A 15,299-nucleotide genomic window follows, 5' to 3' on the forward strand; every position below is an offset into this window, starting at 1 on the left:
ACCTTGTATTGTACGAACGTTCAGGATGTCATTCCCGCGAAAGCGGGAATCCAGAAAAATAACCTTAATCTTGGTATAAAAATTACATATTTAATAAAATAAACTGTTTTTTATATGTTTTTCTGGATTACTGCTTTCGCAGGAATGACGTAGGCATTATTTAAATTAATAAATAATAATTATGAAAATTACTACTAAAGTACTAATAATAGGTTCAGGACCTGCGGGCTTAAGTGCCGCTATTTATACAGCTAGAGCTGCTTTAAAACCAATATTAATAAATGGTATGCAGCCAGGCGGGCAGCTTACAATTACCACCGATGTTGAGAACTATCCAGGATTTGCGGAAACGGTGCAAGGACCTTGGCTTATGGAGCAGATGTCTATGCAGGCTAAAAATGTCGGTACGGAAATTGTTAGTGATTACGTAGAAAAGGTGGATTTATCAAAAAGACCTTTTAAAGTATTTACAGGAGCAGGAAATGAATATGACGCGGAGAGCATAATAATTTGTACTGGTGCGGAAGCAAAATGGCTTGGTATAGCTTCAGAGCAGAAATTTCGTGGTTTTGGTGTTTCGGCATGTGCTACTTGCGATGGTTTCTTTTTTAAGAATCAAGAAATAGTTGTAGTAGGGGGAGGAAATAGTGCAGTAGAAGAAGCTTTATACTTAACCAATCATGCTAACAAAGTCACTATAGTGCATAGAAGAGATAGTTTTAGAGCTGAGAAAATATTACAGGATCGATTATTTAAAAATTCTAAAATATCAGTAATTTGGGATCATGTAGTAGATGAGGTTGTAGGTAGCAATAAACCAAAATCCGTTACTGGAGTTAAAATTCAAAATGTTCACACCAAAGAGATTAGTTTATTGAATTGTAGTGGTGTATTTATAGCTATTGGGCATGCACCGAATACGGGGCTATTTACCGGACAAATTGTAATGGATGACGATAATTATATCATTACGAAGTCAGGCACTACTAGAACTAGTGTAGAAGGTGTTTTTGCTGCTGGTGACGTTCAGGATAAAATTTATAGACAAGCAGTAACTGCTGCAGGAACAGGCTGTATGGCGGCTCTTGAGGCTGAAAAATTTCTAAATAAATAATTTAGATTTTTTAGCTGTAAATTAACATATAAGTTAATAAAAAATTGTTGCATTCAGTAAGATACTTATTATAGTCATTGTGTATTAATTTAATTAGGTACAAATATATAATGACTTGGAACATAATAAATATACCACCACAAAAACAAAATATTTATACATATCCATTACTTATGAATTTTTAGTTGGATGAGGTAGTTTTAACATACAAAATTTAGAAGCATTGAAAAATGCTAATTTAGAAATAGAGCTAGCAGAAGCCGCATTTTTACAAAAATTTTTAATATATTCTGCAATAAAATTTTACTTAAATCATTTTTATCCAAATAGCCAAAGTGAAAAATTTACAGAGCTAGAAATAACCGGAGTTAGATATGATCAAGTAATAAAGGCTCCTGATATTAGGTTAGCTACTGATAAGCCTACGACTACTAATATATTTAAAAATTTGACTTTTGACTCAATGTTACATCAGAATTGGATTTTTAATGGAGATGACTCAAGTGGTTGGCTGTTAGCAAATATAAATCTTAATAAAGGCGGTTATTTAATAACTTAGAAAAAGTATTTCTCTCAGCTGTGATCTCTTTATAGTCACAATTAATAAATCCTAAGAAAAAATATTACTCTGAGATTTCATCTGAGGTTATTGAGTATGCATGGGGAAATATTAAAGGAGTTAAAGGTAATTATTTAGAGCCATTCAAGAATTTAATAGCTTTTGGCAAAGAAGAAATTAAGTCCCTCTGAGTTATGGGTTAAAATAGCTGAGGCTATAAAGGTAGGGAAAGTATCAAATTTATTGTGAGAAAATATTCTAGAAGACTTAAACAATGCAGGTGTATAGACTTTATTATAATATAACTGAAAACTCTGCTATATTATCTGACATTGGATATAAATTTCCTCAAGAAATATTGAATCTTATATTAAACGCAATAGCTCCTGAAGATATCATTAATATTATAAAACATGCTAATTTGGAAAATATTTCTTATGATGTATTAGAAAGCCAAATGGGTGGTGAAGATTTTGGTATAAATAATTCATTATAAATATTTTTCTTGCTAGTATTGCCGTATAATTTTAAGATAAGTTTGTAACACTTTTCTCGAGCCATGCAACAACGCCAATGTTTGCTCGCAATGACGATTTTAGTATCCACGCAGGTAAAAATATATGAGCTTACTTAAAAACATTACGGGAAAGAATTATATAAACGGTGAATTTATAGAGTTCGGGAAGCAAATATCCGTTATTAATCCTGCGACCTTAAAAGAAATTGCTACAGTTCCGAATTTAGGATTATCTGAGGTTAATTCAGCGATTAATAATACGGTGACTAGTTTTTCTTTATGGTCACAAAGCTCATTTGAAGCGAGAATAGCGATTCTTAGAAGATGGTATAATTTAGTAATCGAAAATATTGAGGAGTTAAGTCATATATTAACCCTAGAGCAGGGTAAAATACTTGCTGAATCAAAAAAAGAAATTTTATATGGAGCCTCTTTTATTGATTGGTATACATATGCTATACATAATATTCATTCGACTATTAAACCCGGTAATAGTAAAACTCATAAAATTGTTACGCAATATGAGCCTGTAGGACCGTCTGCTGCTATAACTCCTTGGAATTTTCCAAATGCAATGATTACTCGCAAGGTAGTACCTGCAATAGCTGCGGGTTGCAGCGTTATATTAAAACCGTCAAGTCTTACGCCTCTATCAGCTTTAGTACTTGCGAAATTTGCAAACGATGCCGGTTTGCCTGCCGGAGTATTTAATATAATTACAGGTAGTTCAGATATTATAGGTAAGGCTTTTTGTGAAGATTTTAGGCTTCGGAAATTATCATTTACCGGCGCTACAAATGTCGGTAAAATTCTATATCAAAATGCCGCAAATACTCTAAAACGTTTATCTTTGGAACTTGGCGGCAATGCTCCTTTCATTATAACGGCAGATAATAATTTAGAGAAAGTAGTAAGTGATTTAGTAATCGCTAAAACTAGAAATAGTGGACAGTCTTGTATTTCACCTAACAGAACATTTATAGAAGAATCTATATATGAAAAATTTATAGAAATTCTAAAGGCTAAATTTACTAAGCTTAAAGCCGGTGACGGATTTGATAAGGAATCGGATGTAGGTCCGTTAATTAATTCTGCTGCCATAGAAAAAATACAAAAGTTACTCGCTGATGCACAAAGTAAAGGAGCTAAATTAATTTGCGGCGGTAAAGCTGTTGATAATTTTATTGAGCCTACTATTATTATTGACTGTTTGGATAATATGGATATCTTTAGAATAGAAATATTCGGTCCGGTAGTTGCTTGTTATAAGTTTAAAGATTTAGATGAAGTAATAGAACATGCAAATAATACCGAATACGGCTTGCAAGGATATGTATATTCAAATAATATATCCGTGGCACAAATGATAGCATCTAAGCTTGATTTTGGTATGGTATCGATTAACGACCCGTTACCTGCAAATGCAAAAGCACCTTTTGCAGGACGTAAAGCTTCAGGTTTTGGAGTTGAAGGCTCATTTGAAGGGATATTTGAATATCTAAATACGAAATATATAAATTTACAGAATTAAGAATGCCCGCATGGTTCCTTTTATGTCATTCCTGCGAAAGCAGGAATCTAGTAAAGAATATAAAAAATTATTTTATATGCTTATTTTATAAAAAATATAATTCTTTGTAGCAGTATTAAGATTATTTTTTTCTGGATTCCCGCTTTCGCGGGAATGACATAGAAAATATAATAATCTAAATAGTAAAAATTATGCTAGTGCTTGTAGATAATATTGAAGTACAAATTGAAAAAATTTATGAAGTATTTGATTTAATAGATAATGAAAGAGCTGATCTTTTGTTATGAGCAGTATCTAATTGTCTTGCCAAGCTATTAGATCAATATAAAGAATCGTTAATAATTGAATATGTTGATCCTTTGATGCAACTAATTAAAAGGTTTGAAGAGCAAAATACTATAATACCCAAAATGCTTAATAATGCTTTAAGCAATATATTATTAATCCTTAAAGATGGATGTAAAGCTGAAGAATCATCACTAATAGAAAATATAATTAATAGTTTAAATACTCTTGATATGTTAGGAGGACATGCATAGTAATCTTCCAAAAATCTCAATAGTTTTACCGGTTTATAATAGAAAGAAGCTATTACCTTTTGCTATTGAGAGTTGCCTTAATCAAAGCTTTAAAGACTTTGAGCTTATTATTATTGATGATTGCTCAAAAGATAATAGCGTTATAGTAGCTAGGACATATGCAGAGCAGGATTCACGTATTAAGGTAATAGTAAATGAGACCAATAAAAGATTACCGGCAAGTCTTAATATTGCTTTTAAAGAGGCCAAAGGGGAGTATTTTACTTGGACTTCAGATGATAATCTTTTCCATGAAAATGCTTTAGAAAAAATGGTTAAGATACTTGATAATTCACCTGAGATAGGGCTTGTATATACTGATTATACTTTGATCGATGACCACAGTAAAGTAGGAATAAGACTTTATCAAGAACCTCCTGAGTTTTTACCGATTAGAGATTGCGTCGGTGCATGTTTCTTATATAGAGCCGATTTAGCAAGGCAAGTAGGTGGATATAATGAAAATATGCAGTTAGTGGATGATTATGAATATTGGCTAAGGTTTGGGCTTGTTACGAAATTTGCTCATATACCGGAATCTTTATATTTCTACCGAGTACATGATCAAAGCTTAACAATAGAGCGTAAAGTAGAAGTAAAACAGGCAAAAAGAGTTTTAAAAGAATTATTTAAAGATCAATATATTATTCCTGCTGAGATTAAACCTATAAATGATTTATATAATTGGTTTATTGAAGATAGAAATTTAAGCTCTTATTTTAGGTTATTGAAAATAATTATTTGTAGTCCGATAATTACTATTTCATATATTATTAAAAATCTAAGAAGAATAAGGTGATATTTTAATGCTTTAATGTCATTCCCACAAAAGCGGGAATGACATAGTAGAGCCATAGCACAACATCCTTAAAACAAATGCAAAATCAAGATTTCATACATACATTAAATCCAGAGCAGCAACAAGCAGTTCTTCACACTGAAGGACCGCTTTTATTGCTTGCAGGTGCAGGGACAGGTAAAACAAAGGTACTTACCTCAAGAATAGCTAATATTATTCACCAAAATTTAGCCTCACCTCAAAATATTCTAGCTGTTACTTTTACTAATAAAGCTGCTAAAGAAATGGCTGAAAGAGTTAATAGTCTAATTAATTGCTATGGTCTTAATATAGGCACTTTCCACTCAATGGCAGCTAGGATATTACGTGACCAGATTGAGAATTTAAATCTTGGTTTAAATAATAGATTTACTATTATTAGTCATGATGATCAATTAAAACTAGTGAAAGATATAGTAAAGCTAAAAGATATTGATACTAAAAAATATGCTCCTAAATTAATACATATCATAATTTCTAGATGGAAAGATCAAGGATTATTACCAACTAAACTATCAGTATCAGATACTAATTTACCGCTACAGAGGGTTGCAAAACTTGTATACGAAGAATATCAGAAAAATTTACTTATTTCTAATGTTTTAGATTTTGGAGATTTGCTACTTTATAATAATGAGCTTTTTATTAAAAACCCTGAAATACTAAGATATTACCAAGAAAAATATCGATATATTTTAATCGATGAATATCAAGACACTAACGTTGTCCAGTATTTATGGGCAAGAATGCTCGCAAGTTTATATAAAAATATTTGCTGTGTAGGGGATGATGATCAATCTATTTATGGTTGGCGAGGAGCAGAAGTCGGGAATATATTACGTTTTGAAAAAGATTTTGCAGGTGCAACAATTATTAAATTAGAGCAGAATTATAGATCAACTTTGCCAATACTTGCTGCTGCTTCCAATGTTATCAATAATAATAAAAACCGTCACGGTAAAACGTTATGGACGGATAGGGAAAACGGTGAAAAGATAAAAATTATCTCTTGTTGGAGTGATAAAGAAGAAGCAAGATATATAGCCGGTGAAATAGATAAGTTAGTGCGAGAAAACCGGTATAATGCCGGTAATATTGCAATATTAGTACGAGCCGGATTTCAAACAAGAAGTTTTGAGGAAGCGTTTATAAATAGTGCTATGCCTTATAAAATTATAGGCGGTTTGCGGTTTTATGAACGTATGGAAATAAGAGACGTGCTTGCTTATATCCGTATATCTTTGAATCAAAATGACAATCTAGCACTTGAGCGTATTATAAATGTGCCGAAAAGGGCAATAGGTGCAGCTAGCTTAAATAAAATTAGAGTCTATGCACTTGAGCGAAATATTTCTAATTTCGCAGCCATTAAAGAAATGCTAGAAATAGGTGAGATTAAAGCAAAATCATATGAAACTCTAAAAGATTTGATTACTAAAATCGATAATTGGTACGAAAGATTTAGTATAGATGCTCCAATAAACGTAGTTAAAGCAATACTTGATGATTCCGGTTATCTTGAAATGCTTCAAGAAGAAAAAACCGAAGAAGCATTCGGTAGAATCGAAAATATTAACGAAATGCTTAGAGCTATTACTGAATTTAACGATGTTCATGATTTTATCGAACATTCAAGCTTAGTTATGGAAAATGAAGTGCTTGAAACCAATTACGGTGGCTCTGTTACTATAATGACCCTGCACGCAGCTAAAGGGCTTGAGTTTGACGTGGTATTTTTACCGGGCTGGGAAGAGGGGGTATTTCCGTCTCAAAGATCTCTAGACGAAGACGGCGAAAAAGGCTTAGAAGAAGAACGTCGCATTGCTTATGTCGGCATTACGAGAGCCAAAAAAGACCTCTACATTACTCATGCTGAAAGCAGAAAAATATTTTATGAAATAGTCCGTTCTTACCCTTCAAGGTTCATAACTGAAATCCCTGATGAAATTACGATCAGGACCTCTTCTATGAAAAAATACAATTCTTTTTATAAGTTTTAATTAATTTTCATTCATAAATTTTAAATTGGTTTGCCATAGATTTAAGTGAGTCTCAAGTAGAGCAAATGAACGACAAAAAACGTAATGGTTTAAGCGAAGATGAAGTGATGGATATTAAAAAACCATTAGAAAAAGCTATGTTAGCGTTAGCTAACCAAAAAATATATAAAGAACAATATAGAGAGAAATTAATAGATAAAACATTAGATAACCTTAAAGAAAATGTTTCAGAAACAACATTAGGTAACTATAGAAAATTTCTTACTAAAAATACTACCTCTAAACTTGATAAACAAGAGCAAATTAATGATCCAAAACAAGTAGAAGCATTAACACAAGCAGCATTAAAGATAGCTGAATTTTTAAAAATTACTTTTCAAACAAATGAAAAAGAAGCAAAAGCTTTATTGTCTATTAATGAGTTAGGAGTAAATGAGCCTAATATAATTAAAACTTTATTACCAGCGATAAGTAAACGACCGTCTGAAAAAATGATAGAGCAAGGTAAAGAAATTATCAAGAATTTTGCCCCATTACTTGAGAGCAGCAATTCTGCACTTGTTAACGGTACTAAAAGAGTATTAGCAGGGTTAAATCCTGGATATTTAAGGAACACACGGATGGAGGGAGAAAGTATAGCATTAGAATTACAAAGAGTAACCAAACCTAAGCTATTGCAAAGAATAGTAGCAGTTTTACCGGTACGGATTATGCTCAAAAAAATATAGATCAAGCATTTGCTAACTTTGAAAAAAGTAATAGTCTACATATAGAAACGAAAAATTTGTCGGAAGAAATACAAAGAAAAAAACAAGCACCAAATATTGTAAAGCAAAATAAAACAATACCCCAAGGCTATAAGTCTTCTATATCACCCCCTATATCTCATGTTGAAAACCTTAATAAAAGTAGAGAGAGTGGGCAACAGTCAGGGCATAGTAAGTAGTGATTTATATGATAATATAGTTGCGAATTTTTAAAAAGTTTGATAATTTAGTTCATTATATCAAATAACTTAATAATGAGTATTATATGGCAGAGATTATAACTAACATAGATGATACTATTAAAAAAAACGATGAAGTGACTGAGATATCGGCTGCAGTAAAAGATAAAATAGTTGATATAAAAAACGTAGATAGTAGATTAGATACTTTGAATAAAAATATTGTTACTACCGATCCTATTCAACAATATTTACAATCTGAAGAATATATCACTAGTACGCTCGAAGTACTTGCCAGTAAAATTATTAGTGAAGTTGTAGAAAATAAAGATATACAAAAATTAGTAGATAACTTGCATATCAATTTAGGACAAGATATAAAACTAATACCTAGTGTAGCAGATAAGCTAAAGTTTGATGTCGCAAGGGCTGAAGCAGCACTTAAGGGTTTTGTACTTCCTCTAAATAAAGGGGGACCTTTTGATGAATTATTATTGATGGGTATAGAAGATGAAGAAGAAATCTTTGCCAATCCTATAAGAGCAACTAAAGAAGCATTAATAGCCGTAAGCGGAAAGTCTATACCTAAAGAGCAATATGCACAGGCTGTAAAAGATCAAGCTATAGAAATCTTAAAACAAGATCCTAAAAACACTCCAGACAAACTTGAGAAATATGAAAAATTTATTATGCAAGGGGATAAAAACCAGAAATTTAATGAAGATAGTAAGCAGTTTATCCCAAGAGTAAATCAATTATCTCAAGTGGAATTTAAGGAATTACAAAAGGCAGCCACTTATACGGTGCAGCAGATTAGTAATAGATTAGAAAAAAATAATGAAATTAGTAAGCAATTAGAACAAACTATTATACTTACTAACTCATCAGGCATAAAGAATCCTGAAATAATAAGGGAATTAAATAAGTTAGATTCTACTTATCTAACTGAGAATAGTACTAAAATAGCCACTGAATTAAAAGATGTTAATGATAGAGGTATTTCTTTATGGGAAAAATTTAAGCAGATATTTACAGGTAGAAACTATTTGGAAAAAAGATTAGGAAAAGTTGCAGATAAATATATTACTCTGAGTGATGGATATGTAGTGAAGACAATTAATGATAAAATCTTTTCAAATGCTTTAACAAATCCTGAAATTACTGCAGGTCTAACAAAATTTTTAAATGAAAATAAAGATAAAGTAGCAACTAATCCTGAATTTAAAAATTTAATTCCTGTTACGGGTGAGCCTATTATAGTTCAACCGCAACAAATGAATAATTTTAATTTAGCGGAACTCAGAAAAATCAATCCAATAGCATTTGATAAAACCATATTTGAAGATTCAATAAAACTAAGAAGTTCTAATATAAAACCTCCGCAAATCACTCCTAATACTTCTACTAAAAATCAAGAAGCAGTAAGAAGAAAGGGTTAAATTTTAATATAACTTCATCATTGTGAGGAGGCTTTGTTACATTATTTCTATGTCATTCCCGCGAAAGCGGGAATCTAGATTTTTTATTGTCACCCCGTGGCGTGACCACGGGGTCTTGTATCACCAGCTGAGTCCTAAGATACCGCGATCAAGTCGCGGTATGACATTAAAGGTTACTAGATTGCTGCTTTCGCAGAAATGACCTCAGAACATAAAGATTTAGGTGAGATGCTTAAATACTCTTCTTTCCATAATTCATTATAAAGAATAGGATCGATATTACCGCCTGAGATTAGTACTAGTAATTTTTGAGGTTTGGATTGTGTTTTTAAAAAATTTACCACTGAAATCATGTTTATACTACTTGACGGCTCGCATATTACTTTAAGTAAATGAGTAAGCCACGCAGTCCAGTAATATATTTCATATTCTTCTGCTAAATAAAAATCATCAAGTTTTTTCAGATATTCAAATGTACGAGCTGATATACTCAAGGTTTTAAGACCGTCCGCAATAGTATTCGGAGCATAGTTAAATCTATATGTTTTATTATCTTTAACAGATAAATAAGCATCATTGGCATTTAAAGGTTCTGAACCTATTAACAAGCTTGTCGGTGATATTAATTCTTTGGCAAGATATGCGCCGGAAATTAAACCGCCGCCGCCGCAAGAGGCAAAAATAGCATCAGGACTAAAACCTAGTTGCTGTAATGCTTCATAGCATAACGTGCCTGCTCCTGCTATTGTAGAATCACTATCGGAAGGATGCATATAGTAAAATCCTTGCTTTTCATCTTCTTTTGCTTTTTCTTCCGCTTCTTGTCGAGTATATGTATATATAACTTCACCGCCGTAATAAAGAGCTGCTTGCTGTTTTACTTTTGAAGTATTTAACGGTAAATAAATCCTTGTTTTAATACCGAATAATTTACTCGCATAAGCAAGACCGATTCCATGGTTACCCGTACTATAACCGACTATTTTATCAGGTAATTTTCCTTGCTCTTTTAATTCTAATAAATGATTTAACACGCCTCTAACTTTAAATGCACCGGTTTTTTGTAATGATTCAACCTTAAAAAAAATCTCATGACCGAGCATCTCATTTAAGCTTTCAGAGTGAACGATCGGAGTTAAATGTAGATATTGTTTTATTCTATTATGTGCGGCTGCTACATTTTGAGGAGGTTGTAGTAATAAATTCATAAATATAATTAATAATGGTAGCTTGAAATCAGGTTAATCCTATATTATATAGTTAATAATTAGAAATTTTAAAAGGTTTTAATTGATGAATAAAAAATCCCTTCCGTTAATGGCACTGAGAGATATGGTAGTATTCCCGGGAGTAATTGCTCCTATTTTTGTGGGTAGGCCAAAATCGTTGCAAGCACTCTCTCATACTACCATTTCCGCGGAAGATAATAGTAAATATATTTTAGTAACTTTACAGAAAAAATTTGATCAAGAAAACCCTAGTACACACGAACTTTATAACACAGCTATACTTGCCAAGATTATCCAAATAGTGAAGCTGCCTAATAATACGGCAAAAATCTTAATAGAAGCAGTAGCAAGAGTAAAGTTAAGCAATATCAAAGGCGAGGAAGCTTTTGAAGCAAATTACGAAATTATTCCAGATGAAGAAATATTTGACGTTAATAACATGCGTTCACTCGTTGATAATGCAGTACAACTATTTAGTAAATATGCGATTAATGATAAGAAAGTTAATGCAGAAATTATTGAAACTATCAATAAAGAAATAAGTAATAGCACTAATTTCATAGATATTATAAATATATTAGCCTCACATTTGATAACTTCACTTGAGGCAAAGCAGCATTTATTAGAAGAAACTAGTCCTTTTAAGCGTATCACTACGGTTATTAGTACGCTTACTTCCAATATAGTAAATTCAGAAACCGAGCAGGCATTGCAGCAAAGAGTAAGAAAGCAAATCGAAAAAACGCAGCGTGATTATTATCTGCACGAACAAATGAAAGCTATTCAAAAAGAGCTTGATGAAGATAAATCAGAACTTGCCGATATTGAGAAAAAAATTAAAAGTTTAAAATTATCAAAAGAAGCAAAAGAAAAAGCTGAGGCTGAACTTAAGAAACTCCGTACCATGAACCAAATGTCAGCGGAGTCGGGAGTAACGCGTAACTATCTTGAGACATTGCTTAGCCTGCCTTGGGGTAAGTATGATAATAGAAAAATAGATATTAACCAAGCAGAGAAAATTTTAAATCGTGACCATTTTGGACTCGAAAAAGTTAAAGAACGAATTATAGAATATTTAGCGGTATTACAGCGTTCAAGTAAAATTAGAGGACCTATATTATGTTTAATAGGTCCGCCAGGGGTCGGTAAAACTTCACTTGTAAAATCTATTGCCGAAGGAATGGGCAGAAAATATACTAAACTTGCGCTCGGTGGTGTTAGAGACGAAGCAGAAATCAGAGGGCATAGAAAAACTTACCTTGGATCAATGCCCGGTAAAATTTTAGGTCAACTTAAGAAAGTTAAGACTAGTAATCCTGTAATGCTGCTTGATGAAATCGATAAAATGAGTTCTGATTTTAGAGGTGATCCGGCATCCGCTTTGCTTGAGGTATTAGACCCTGAGCAGAATAGTCACTTTGTTGATCATTATCTAGAAGTAGAATATGATCTATCAAATGTAATATTTATTGCTACTGCTAACTCTAATGATTTACCTAGAGCTTTAAGTGATAGAATGGAAAAAATATATATTTCCGGTTATGTAGAGGAAACAAAGCTCCAAATTGCCAGAAATTATTTAGTTCCAAAACAATTTAAAATGCATAAAATCAAAAAAGATGAAATTACTATATCCGAGACGGCAATTTTGGATTTAATTAGATATTATACCAAGGAATCAGGTGTAAGAGCTTTAGAGCGTGAAATAGGGGCATTAACTAGAAAAGCATTAAAGCAGATTTTAGCAGATAAAAGTGTTAAGCATATCGCCATAGATAGTAATCATCTTGAAGAATTTTTAGGAGCTAAGAAATATAATTTCGGGCTTGCCGAGAAAGAAGATCAAATAGGAAGTACTACGGGACTTGCTTACACTGAAGTAGGCGGAGAGCTTTTAACTATAGAGGCTTTAGCATTTCCAGGGAAAGGTGAAATAAAGACCACCGGAAAACTCGGTGATGTTATGAAAGAATCGGCAATGGCTGCCTATAGTTGTTTTAGAAGCAGAGCAACAAATTTTGGATTAAAGTACGACAATTATAAAGATTTTGATATTCACATTCACGTACCGGCCGGAGCTATTCCAAAAGATGGACCGTCTGCCGGCTGTGCTTTGTTTACGACTATTGTTTCGTTGATGACTAAAATACCCGTACATTGTACTGTAGCAATGACCGGTGAGATTACTTTAAGAGGCAATGTTTTACCTATAGGTGGTCTTAAAGAGAAGTTACTTGCTGCAAGTAGAGGAGGTATTAAAACCGTGTTGATTCCTGAAGAGAATGTCAAAGATTTGAAAGATATACCGCCGAATATAAAAGAAAGCCTAGAAATTATATCTGTATCAAATATTGATCAAGTACTTAAGCATGCTTTGGTAGGAACACCGATAAATAAATAGAGATTTGTTAATAGTTAAAATATCATATATTAAATTAATGCAAGCTATAGTAAGGTAATTCTTTTTGACTTTTCAATCAAACTGTGATTTTTCTTGCTTAATTCCTGACTATCTTGAACTCGCCTATTATTATAGACTCTCTTCCTTACGCCTGTCACTAAATTGGGCTGAATTGACTATATTGTTGCGTGGATCAATTTCACCTCTGTCATCCCGTGGCTTGACCATGGGATCCAGTTAAAAATACTAATAATTTTAGTATTTTTTATTGTTTTTATGGACCCTGTGGGGGTGACACATTAATGCTGCTACTACTGCGGCAGCTACTCAAAGCGGCGTATCTGAGGTAGTAAAATCCATGCCTACAATAAAAGACAAAACAGCTTAGTTTATCTTTCTGCTTTCCAACTTTCATTGAGAAATTCCTTTAACTTAATTCTAAATACATAATGAAATTTCTACACTACCAAGTAACAATATTTTTTTGGTACAGCGTCGTTCAGAAAGCTTGATACAAGTGAATTTTCTGACATGCGCCTTTGCTCACATACTTTTGTACATTCCGCAGGCTCAGTCGTCAATGCATCTTGTCTAAAGCTTTCTGAATCTAGCTCTATCTGCTTCTATTTTATTATTGTAAAAAAGTTGCTACAAATTATTAATTAAATGTATTGGGGTTAATATTAATGAAAGAATCACAAATATTGAGAAAATTTTTAGCAACGGCATCATTATGCAGAACATTATTCACTAGCTCTAATACTGCAGGAGTAACAATTCCTAATCTCGGTAGCGTAAGCTTGAGTACCGGTGCTGGTCTTGTAGGAGGATTATTTAATAACGGCAATATTTATTCAAAGGGCTTGGAATTAAAATATCGGCAGATAAAACAAATGCTGTTATTGGCGGGATAAATACATTAATAGCACTACCTGCTTTTGGTGGGGGTGAGGTAAGTCAAAATGTGTCAATAGGTGCTCTTAGTGCAACAGTAGGTCTTACTCCTAATTTCGCTCCTCTTAAATTTATTAATAATAATGTTATGTCAATTGTTACCGGAGTCGTTAATCAAACATTTAGTAATATAGATTTCGCCGGTAAGAATTCTACTTTACAAATTAATAACGGTTTAAATATTACAACTCAGATAGATAATACGGTAGCTGGCAATAACGGTACAATAACATTTGTATATCAAATCACATAGGTCTAACTAACTCTCTTTCCGGAATAAATGTAGGAAACGGGTAATATAAATAATACTACCGGCGTTGACGGTCAAGGGATACTAAATCTAGCTCATGATCTTGGTAGTAGTAACATAATAACAGGCGATATAGGTAATATAGGCTCATTAGCCGCAGTACATGTTTTACTTGGGTCGGCAACACTTAATTCTACAATATTAAAAGCTACTAATATTAATTTACAAAGTTAATACATCCGTACTTAATTTATATGACGACATAACGGTTACGGGTAATATAGACGGTGCTAACGGAGTAAACAGAAATTTTATAGGGAATGCTATACTTAATGGAAATATAAATAATTTCAATATACTTTAGTGTAATGGAGGTAACGGTAAGATTCTTGATTTACAAGGTAATACTACGGTAAATAATATTGTTTTTGCAGATAGTGTTTTAGCTTCGGGAACTATAAGTGTTAATGGTCTATTAGATGTAGGAGGTATTACTTTTAATAATAGTAATGCTAGCGGCGGTACTTTAATAATAAATACCGAAAATACAATCAATGTTGCATTATTAAACGCTATAAAAGCAAAAATACAAATAAATGCTAATTTAACAATCAATGATCCAAGTGCCGGAGATATAGGTGATATTAGAATAGCGGATAATACGACATATACAATAGATGCAGCAAATGGGAATGTAAATTTGCTAAAATAATAATTTAAACAAATCTGGCAATGATGAATATGGAATAGTGAGAATAGGAGCAATCACAAAATACCTAACTATAGCAAATAACGGTAGACACTATAGAATACCCATCGCCTTAAGAATTTCATAGTAGACGGAGCAGGTGATGTCGTAGTCGATAATACGGTATTTACGAAGACTTAGTATGAATAGCAGGTAACATTTAACCAAGCTTTAGACCTAGGAGCGGGTGGTAAC

At 32.5% G+C, this 15,299-nt stretch carries 14 protein-coding genes and 1 pseudogene; 13 read left to right on the forward strand and 2 right to left on the reverse strand.

All coding sequences use genetic code 11. The features are described from left to right. The first annotated feature begins 181 nt into the window (after positions 1–181). The 10 genes and pseudogenes from trxB to RJP_RS03300 all read left to right on the forward strand — a co-directional run bounded on the left by trxB (position 182) and on the right by RJP_RS03300 (position 9,522). On the forward strand, positions 182–1,114 hold the full coding sequence (gene trxB / locus RJP_RS03260) for a thioredoxin-disulfide reductase (RefSeq protein ID WP_014120792.1): 933 nt from the start codon (positions 182–184) through the stop codon (positions 1,112–1,114). A 223-nt stretch (positions 1,115–1,337) separates the two neighbouring features. Next, positions 1,338–1,673 (forward strand): hypothetical protein, encoded by a 336-nt coding sequence (locus RJP_RS03265; protein WP_014120793.1) that lies wholly within the window; start codon positions 1,338–1,340, stop codon positions 1,671–1,673. A 274-nt stretch (positions 1,674–1,947) separates the two neighbouring features. Further along, the gene (locus tag RJP_RS03270; protein WP_014120794.1) at positions 1,948–2,169 is read left to right on the forward strand and encodes a hypothetical protein; all 222 of its coding nucleotides are present in this window, start codon (positions 1,948–1,950) and stop codon (positions 2,167–2,169) included. Between the two features lie 124 nt (positions 2,170–2,293). Further along, entirely contained in the window at positions 2,294–3,721 is a 1,428-nt protein-coding gene (locus RJP_RS03275) for an NAD-dependent succinate-semialdehyde dehydrogenase (RefSeq protein WP_014120795.1), read from the forward strand. Between the two features lie 191 nt (positions 3,722–3,912). Continuing rightward, a pseudogene (locus tag RJP_RS11320) lies at positions 3,913–4,260 on the forward strand (hypothetical protein). Beyond that, positions 4,253–5,098: a glycosyltransferase gene (locus RJP_RS03285; RefSeq protein ID WP_014120796.1), complete on the forward strand. Its 846-nt coding sequence runs from the start codon at positions 4,253–4,255 to the stop codon at positions 5,096–5,098. Before RJP_RS11320 ends, RJP_RS03285 begins: the two are co-directional and overlap by 8 nt. A gap of 77 nt (positions 5,099–5,175) precedes the next feature. Next, positions 5,176–7,137, forward strand: a complete 1,962-nt coding sequence (gene pcrA, locus RJP_RS03290) for a DNA helicase PcrA (RefSeq protein ID WP_014120797.1) — start codon at positions 5,176–5,178, stop codon at positions 7,135–7,137. A 65-nt stretch (positions 7,138–7,202) separates the two neighbouring features. Continuing rightward, entirely contained in the window at positions 7,203–7,865 is a 663-nt protein-coding gene (locus RJP_RS09570; RefSeq protein ID WP_024704545.1) for a hypothetical protein, read from the forward strand. A gap of 56 nt (positions 7,866–7,921) precedes the next feature. Then, a complete protein-coding gene (locus tag RJP_RS09575; RefSeq protein ID WP_172413259.1) occupies positions 7,922–8,083 on the forward strand; it encodes a hypothetical protein in 162 nt (53 codons plus the stop codon). Positions 8,084–8,169: 86 nt separating this feature from the next. Further along, the gene (locus tag RJP_RS03300; RefSeq protein WP_014120798.1) at positions 8,170–9,522 is read left to right on the forward strand and encodes a hypothetical protein; all 1,353 of its coding nucleotides are present in this window, start codon (positions 8,170–8,172) and stop codon (positions 9,520–9,522) included. 176 nt (positions 9,523–9,698) lie between these two features. Here the strand turns inward: RJP_RS03300 and RJP_RS03305 are convergent, their stop codons facing one another. Then, positions 9,699–10,730 carry a serine/threonine dehydratase gene (locus RJP_RS03305; RefSeq protein ID WP_014120799.1) on the reverse strand — a complete coding sequence of 344 codons (1,032 nt, stop codon included), beginning with the start codon at positions 10,728–10,730 and terminating at the stop codon, positions 9,699–9,701. A gap of 85 nt (positions 10,731–10,815) precedes the next feature. On the opposite strand from RJP_RS03305, the gene lon reads away from it, so the two are divergent. From lon to RJP_RS10445, 3 genes are all read left to right on the forward strand, one after another. Next, a complete protein-coding gene (gene lon, locus RJP_RS03310) occupies positions 10,816–13,152 on the forward strand; it encodes an endopeptidase La (protein WP_024704546.1) in 2,337 nt (778 codons plus the stop codon). 686 nt (positions 13,153–13,838) lie between these two features. Further along, positions 13,839–14,066: a hypothetical protein gene (locus tag RJP_RS09760; RefSeq protein WP_024704547.1), complete on the forward strand. Its 228-nt coding sequence runs from the start codon at positions 13,839–13,841 to the stop codon at positions 14,064–14,066. A gap of 50 nt (positions 14,067–14,116) precedes the next feature. After that, positions 14,117–14,359, forward strand: a complete 243-nt coding sequence (locus tag RJP_RS10445) for a hypothetical protein (protein WP_024704548.1) — start codon at positions 14,117–14,119, stop codon at positions 14,357–14,359. Between the two features lie 357 nt (positions 14,360–14,716). On the opposite strand, the gene RJP_RS09770 is transcribed toward RJP_RS10445, so the two are convergent. Further along, the gene (locus RJP_RS09770) at positions 14,717–14,971 is read right to left on the reverse strand and encodes a hypothetical protein (protein WP_024704549.1); all 255 of its coding nucleotides are present in this window, start codon (positions 14,969–14,971) and stop codon (positions 14,717–14,719) included. Positions 14,972–15,299: the final 328 nt, after the last annotated feature.

The sequence above is a fragment of the Rickettsia japonica YH genome, assembly GCF_000283595.1.
In the GTDB taxonomy this organism is placed as follows: domain Bacteria; phylum Pseudomonadota; class Alphaproteobacteria; order Rickettsiales; family Rickettsiaceae; genus Rickettsia; species Rickettsia rickettsii.

Bases quoted from the DNA above. Each gene is read 5' to 3' on its own strand.
- trxB (WP_014120792.1), top strand. From the start codon at position 182: ATGAAAATTACTACTAAAGTACTAATAATAGGTTCAGGACCTGCGGGC.
- RJP_RS03270 (WP_014120794.1), top strand. From the start codon at position 1,948: ATGCAGGTGTATAGACTTTATTATAATATAACTGAAAACTCTGCTATA.
- RJP_RS03275 (WP_014120795.1), top strand. From the start codon at position 2,294: ATGAGCTTACTTAAAAACATTACGGGAAAGAATTATATAAACGGTGAA.
- RJP_RS03285 (WP_014120796.1), top strand. From the start codon at position 4,253: ATGCATAGTAATCTTCCAAAAATCTCAATAGTTTTACCGGTTTATAAT.
- pcrA (WP_014120797.1), top strand. From the start codon at position 5,176: ATGCAAAATCAAGATTTCATACATACATTAAATCCAGAGCAGCAACAA.
- RJP_RS09570 (WP_024704545.1), top strand. From the start codon at position 7,203: ATGAACGACAAAAAACGTAATGGTTTAAGCGAAGATGAAGTGATGGAT.
- RJP_RS03300 (WP_014120798.1), top strand. From the start codon at position 8,170: ATGGCAGAGATTATAACTAACATAGATGATACTATTAAAAAAAACGAT.
- RJP_RS03305 (WP_014120799.1), bottom strand. From the start codon at position 10,730: ATGAATTTATTACTACAACCTCCTCAAAATGTAGCAGCCGCACATAAT.
- lon (WP_024704546.1), top strand. From the start codon at position 10,816: ATGAATAAAAAATCCCTTCCGTTAATGGCACTGAGAGATATGGTAGTA.
- RJP_RS09760 (WP_024704547.1), top strand. From the start codon at position 13,839: ATGAAAGAATCACAAATATTGAGAAAATTTTTAGCAACGGCATCATTA.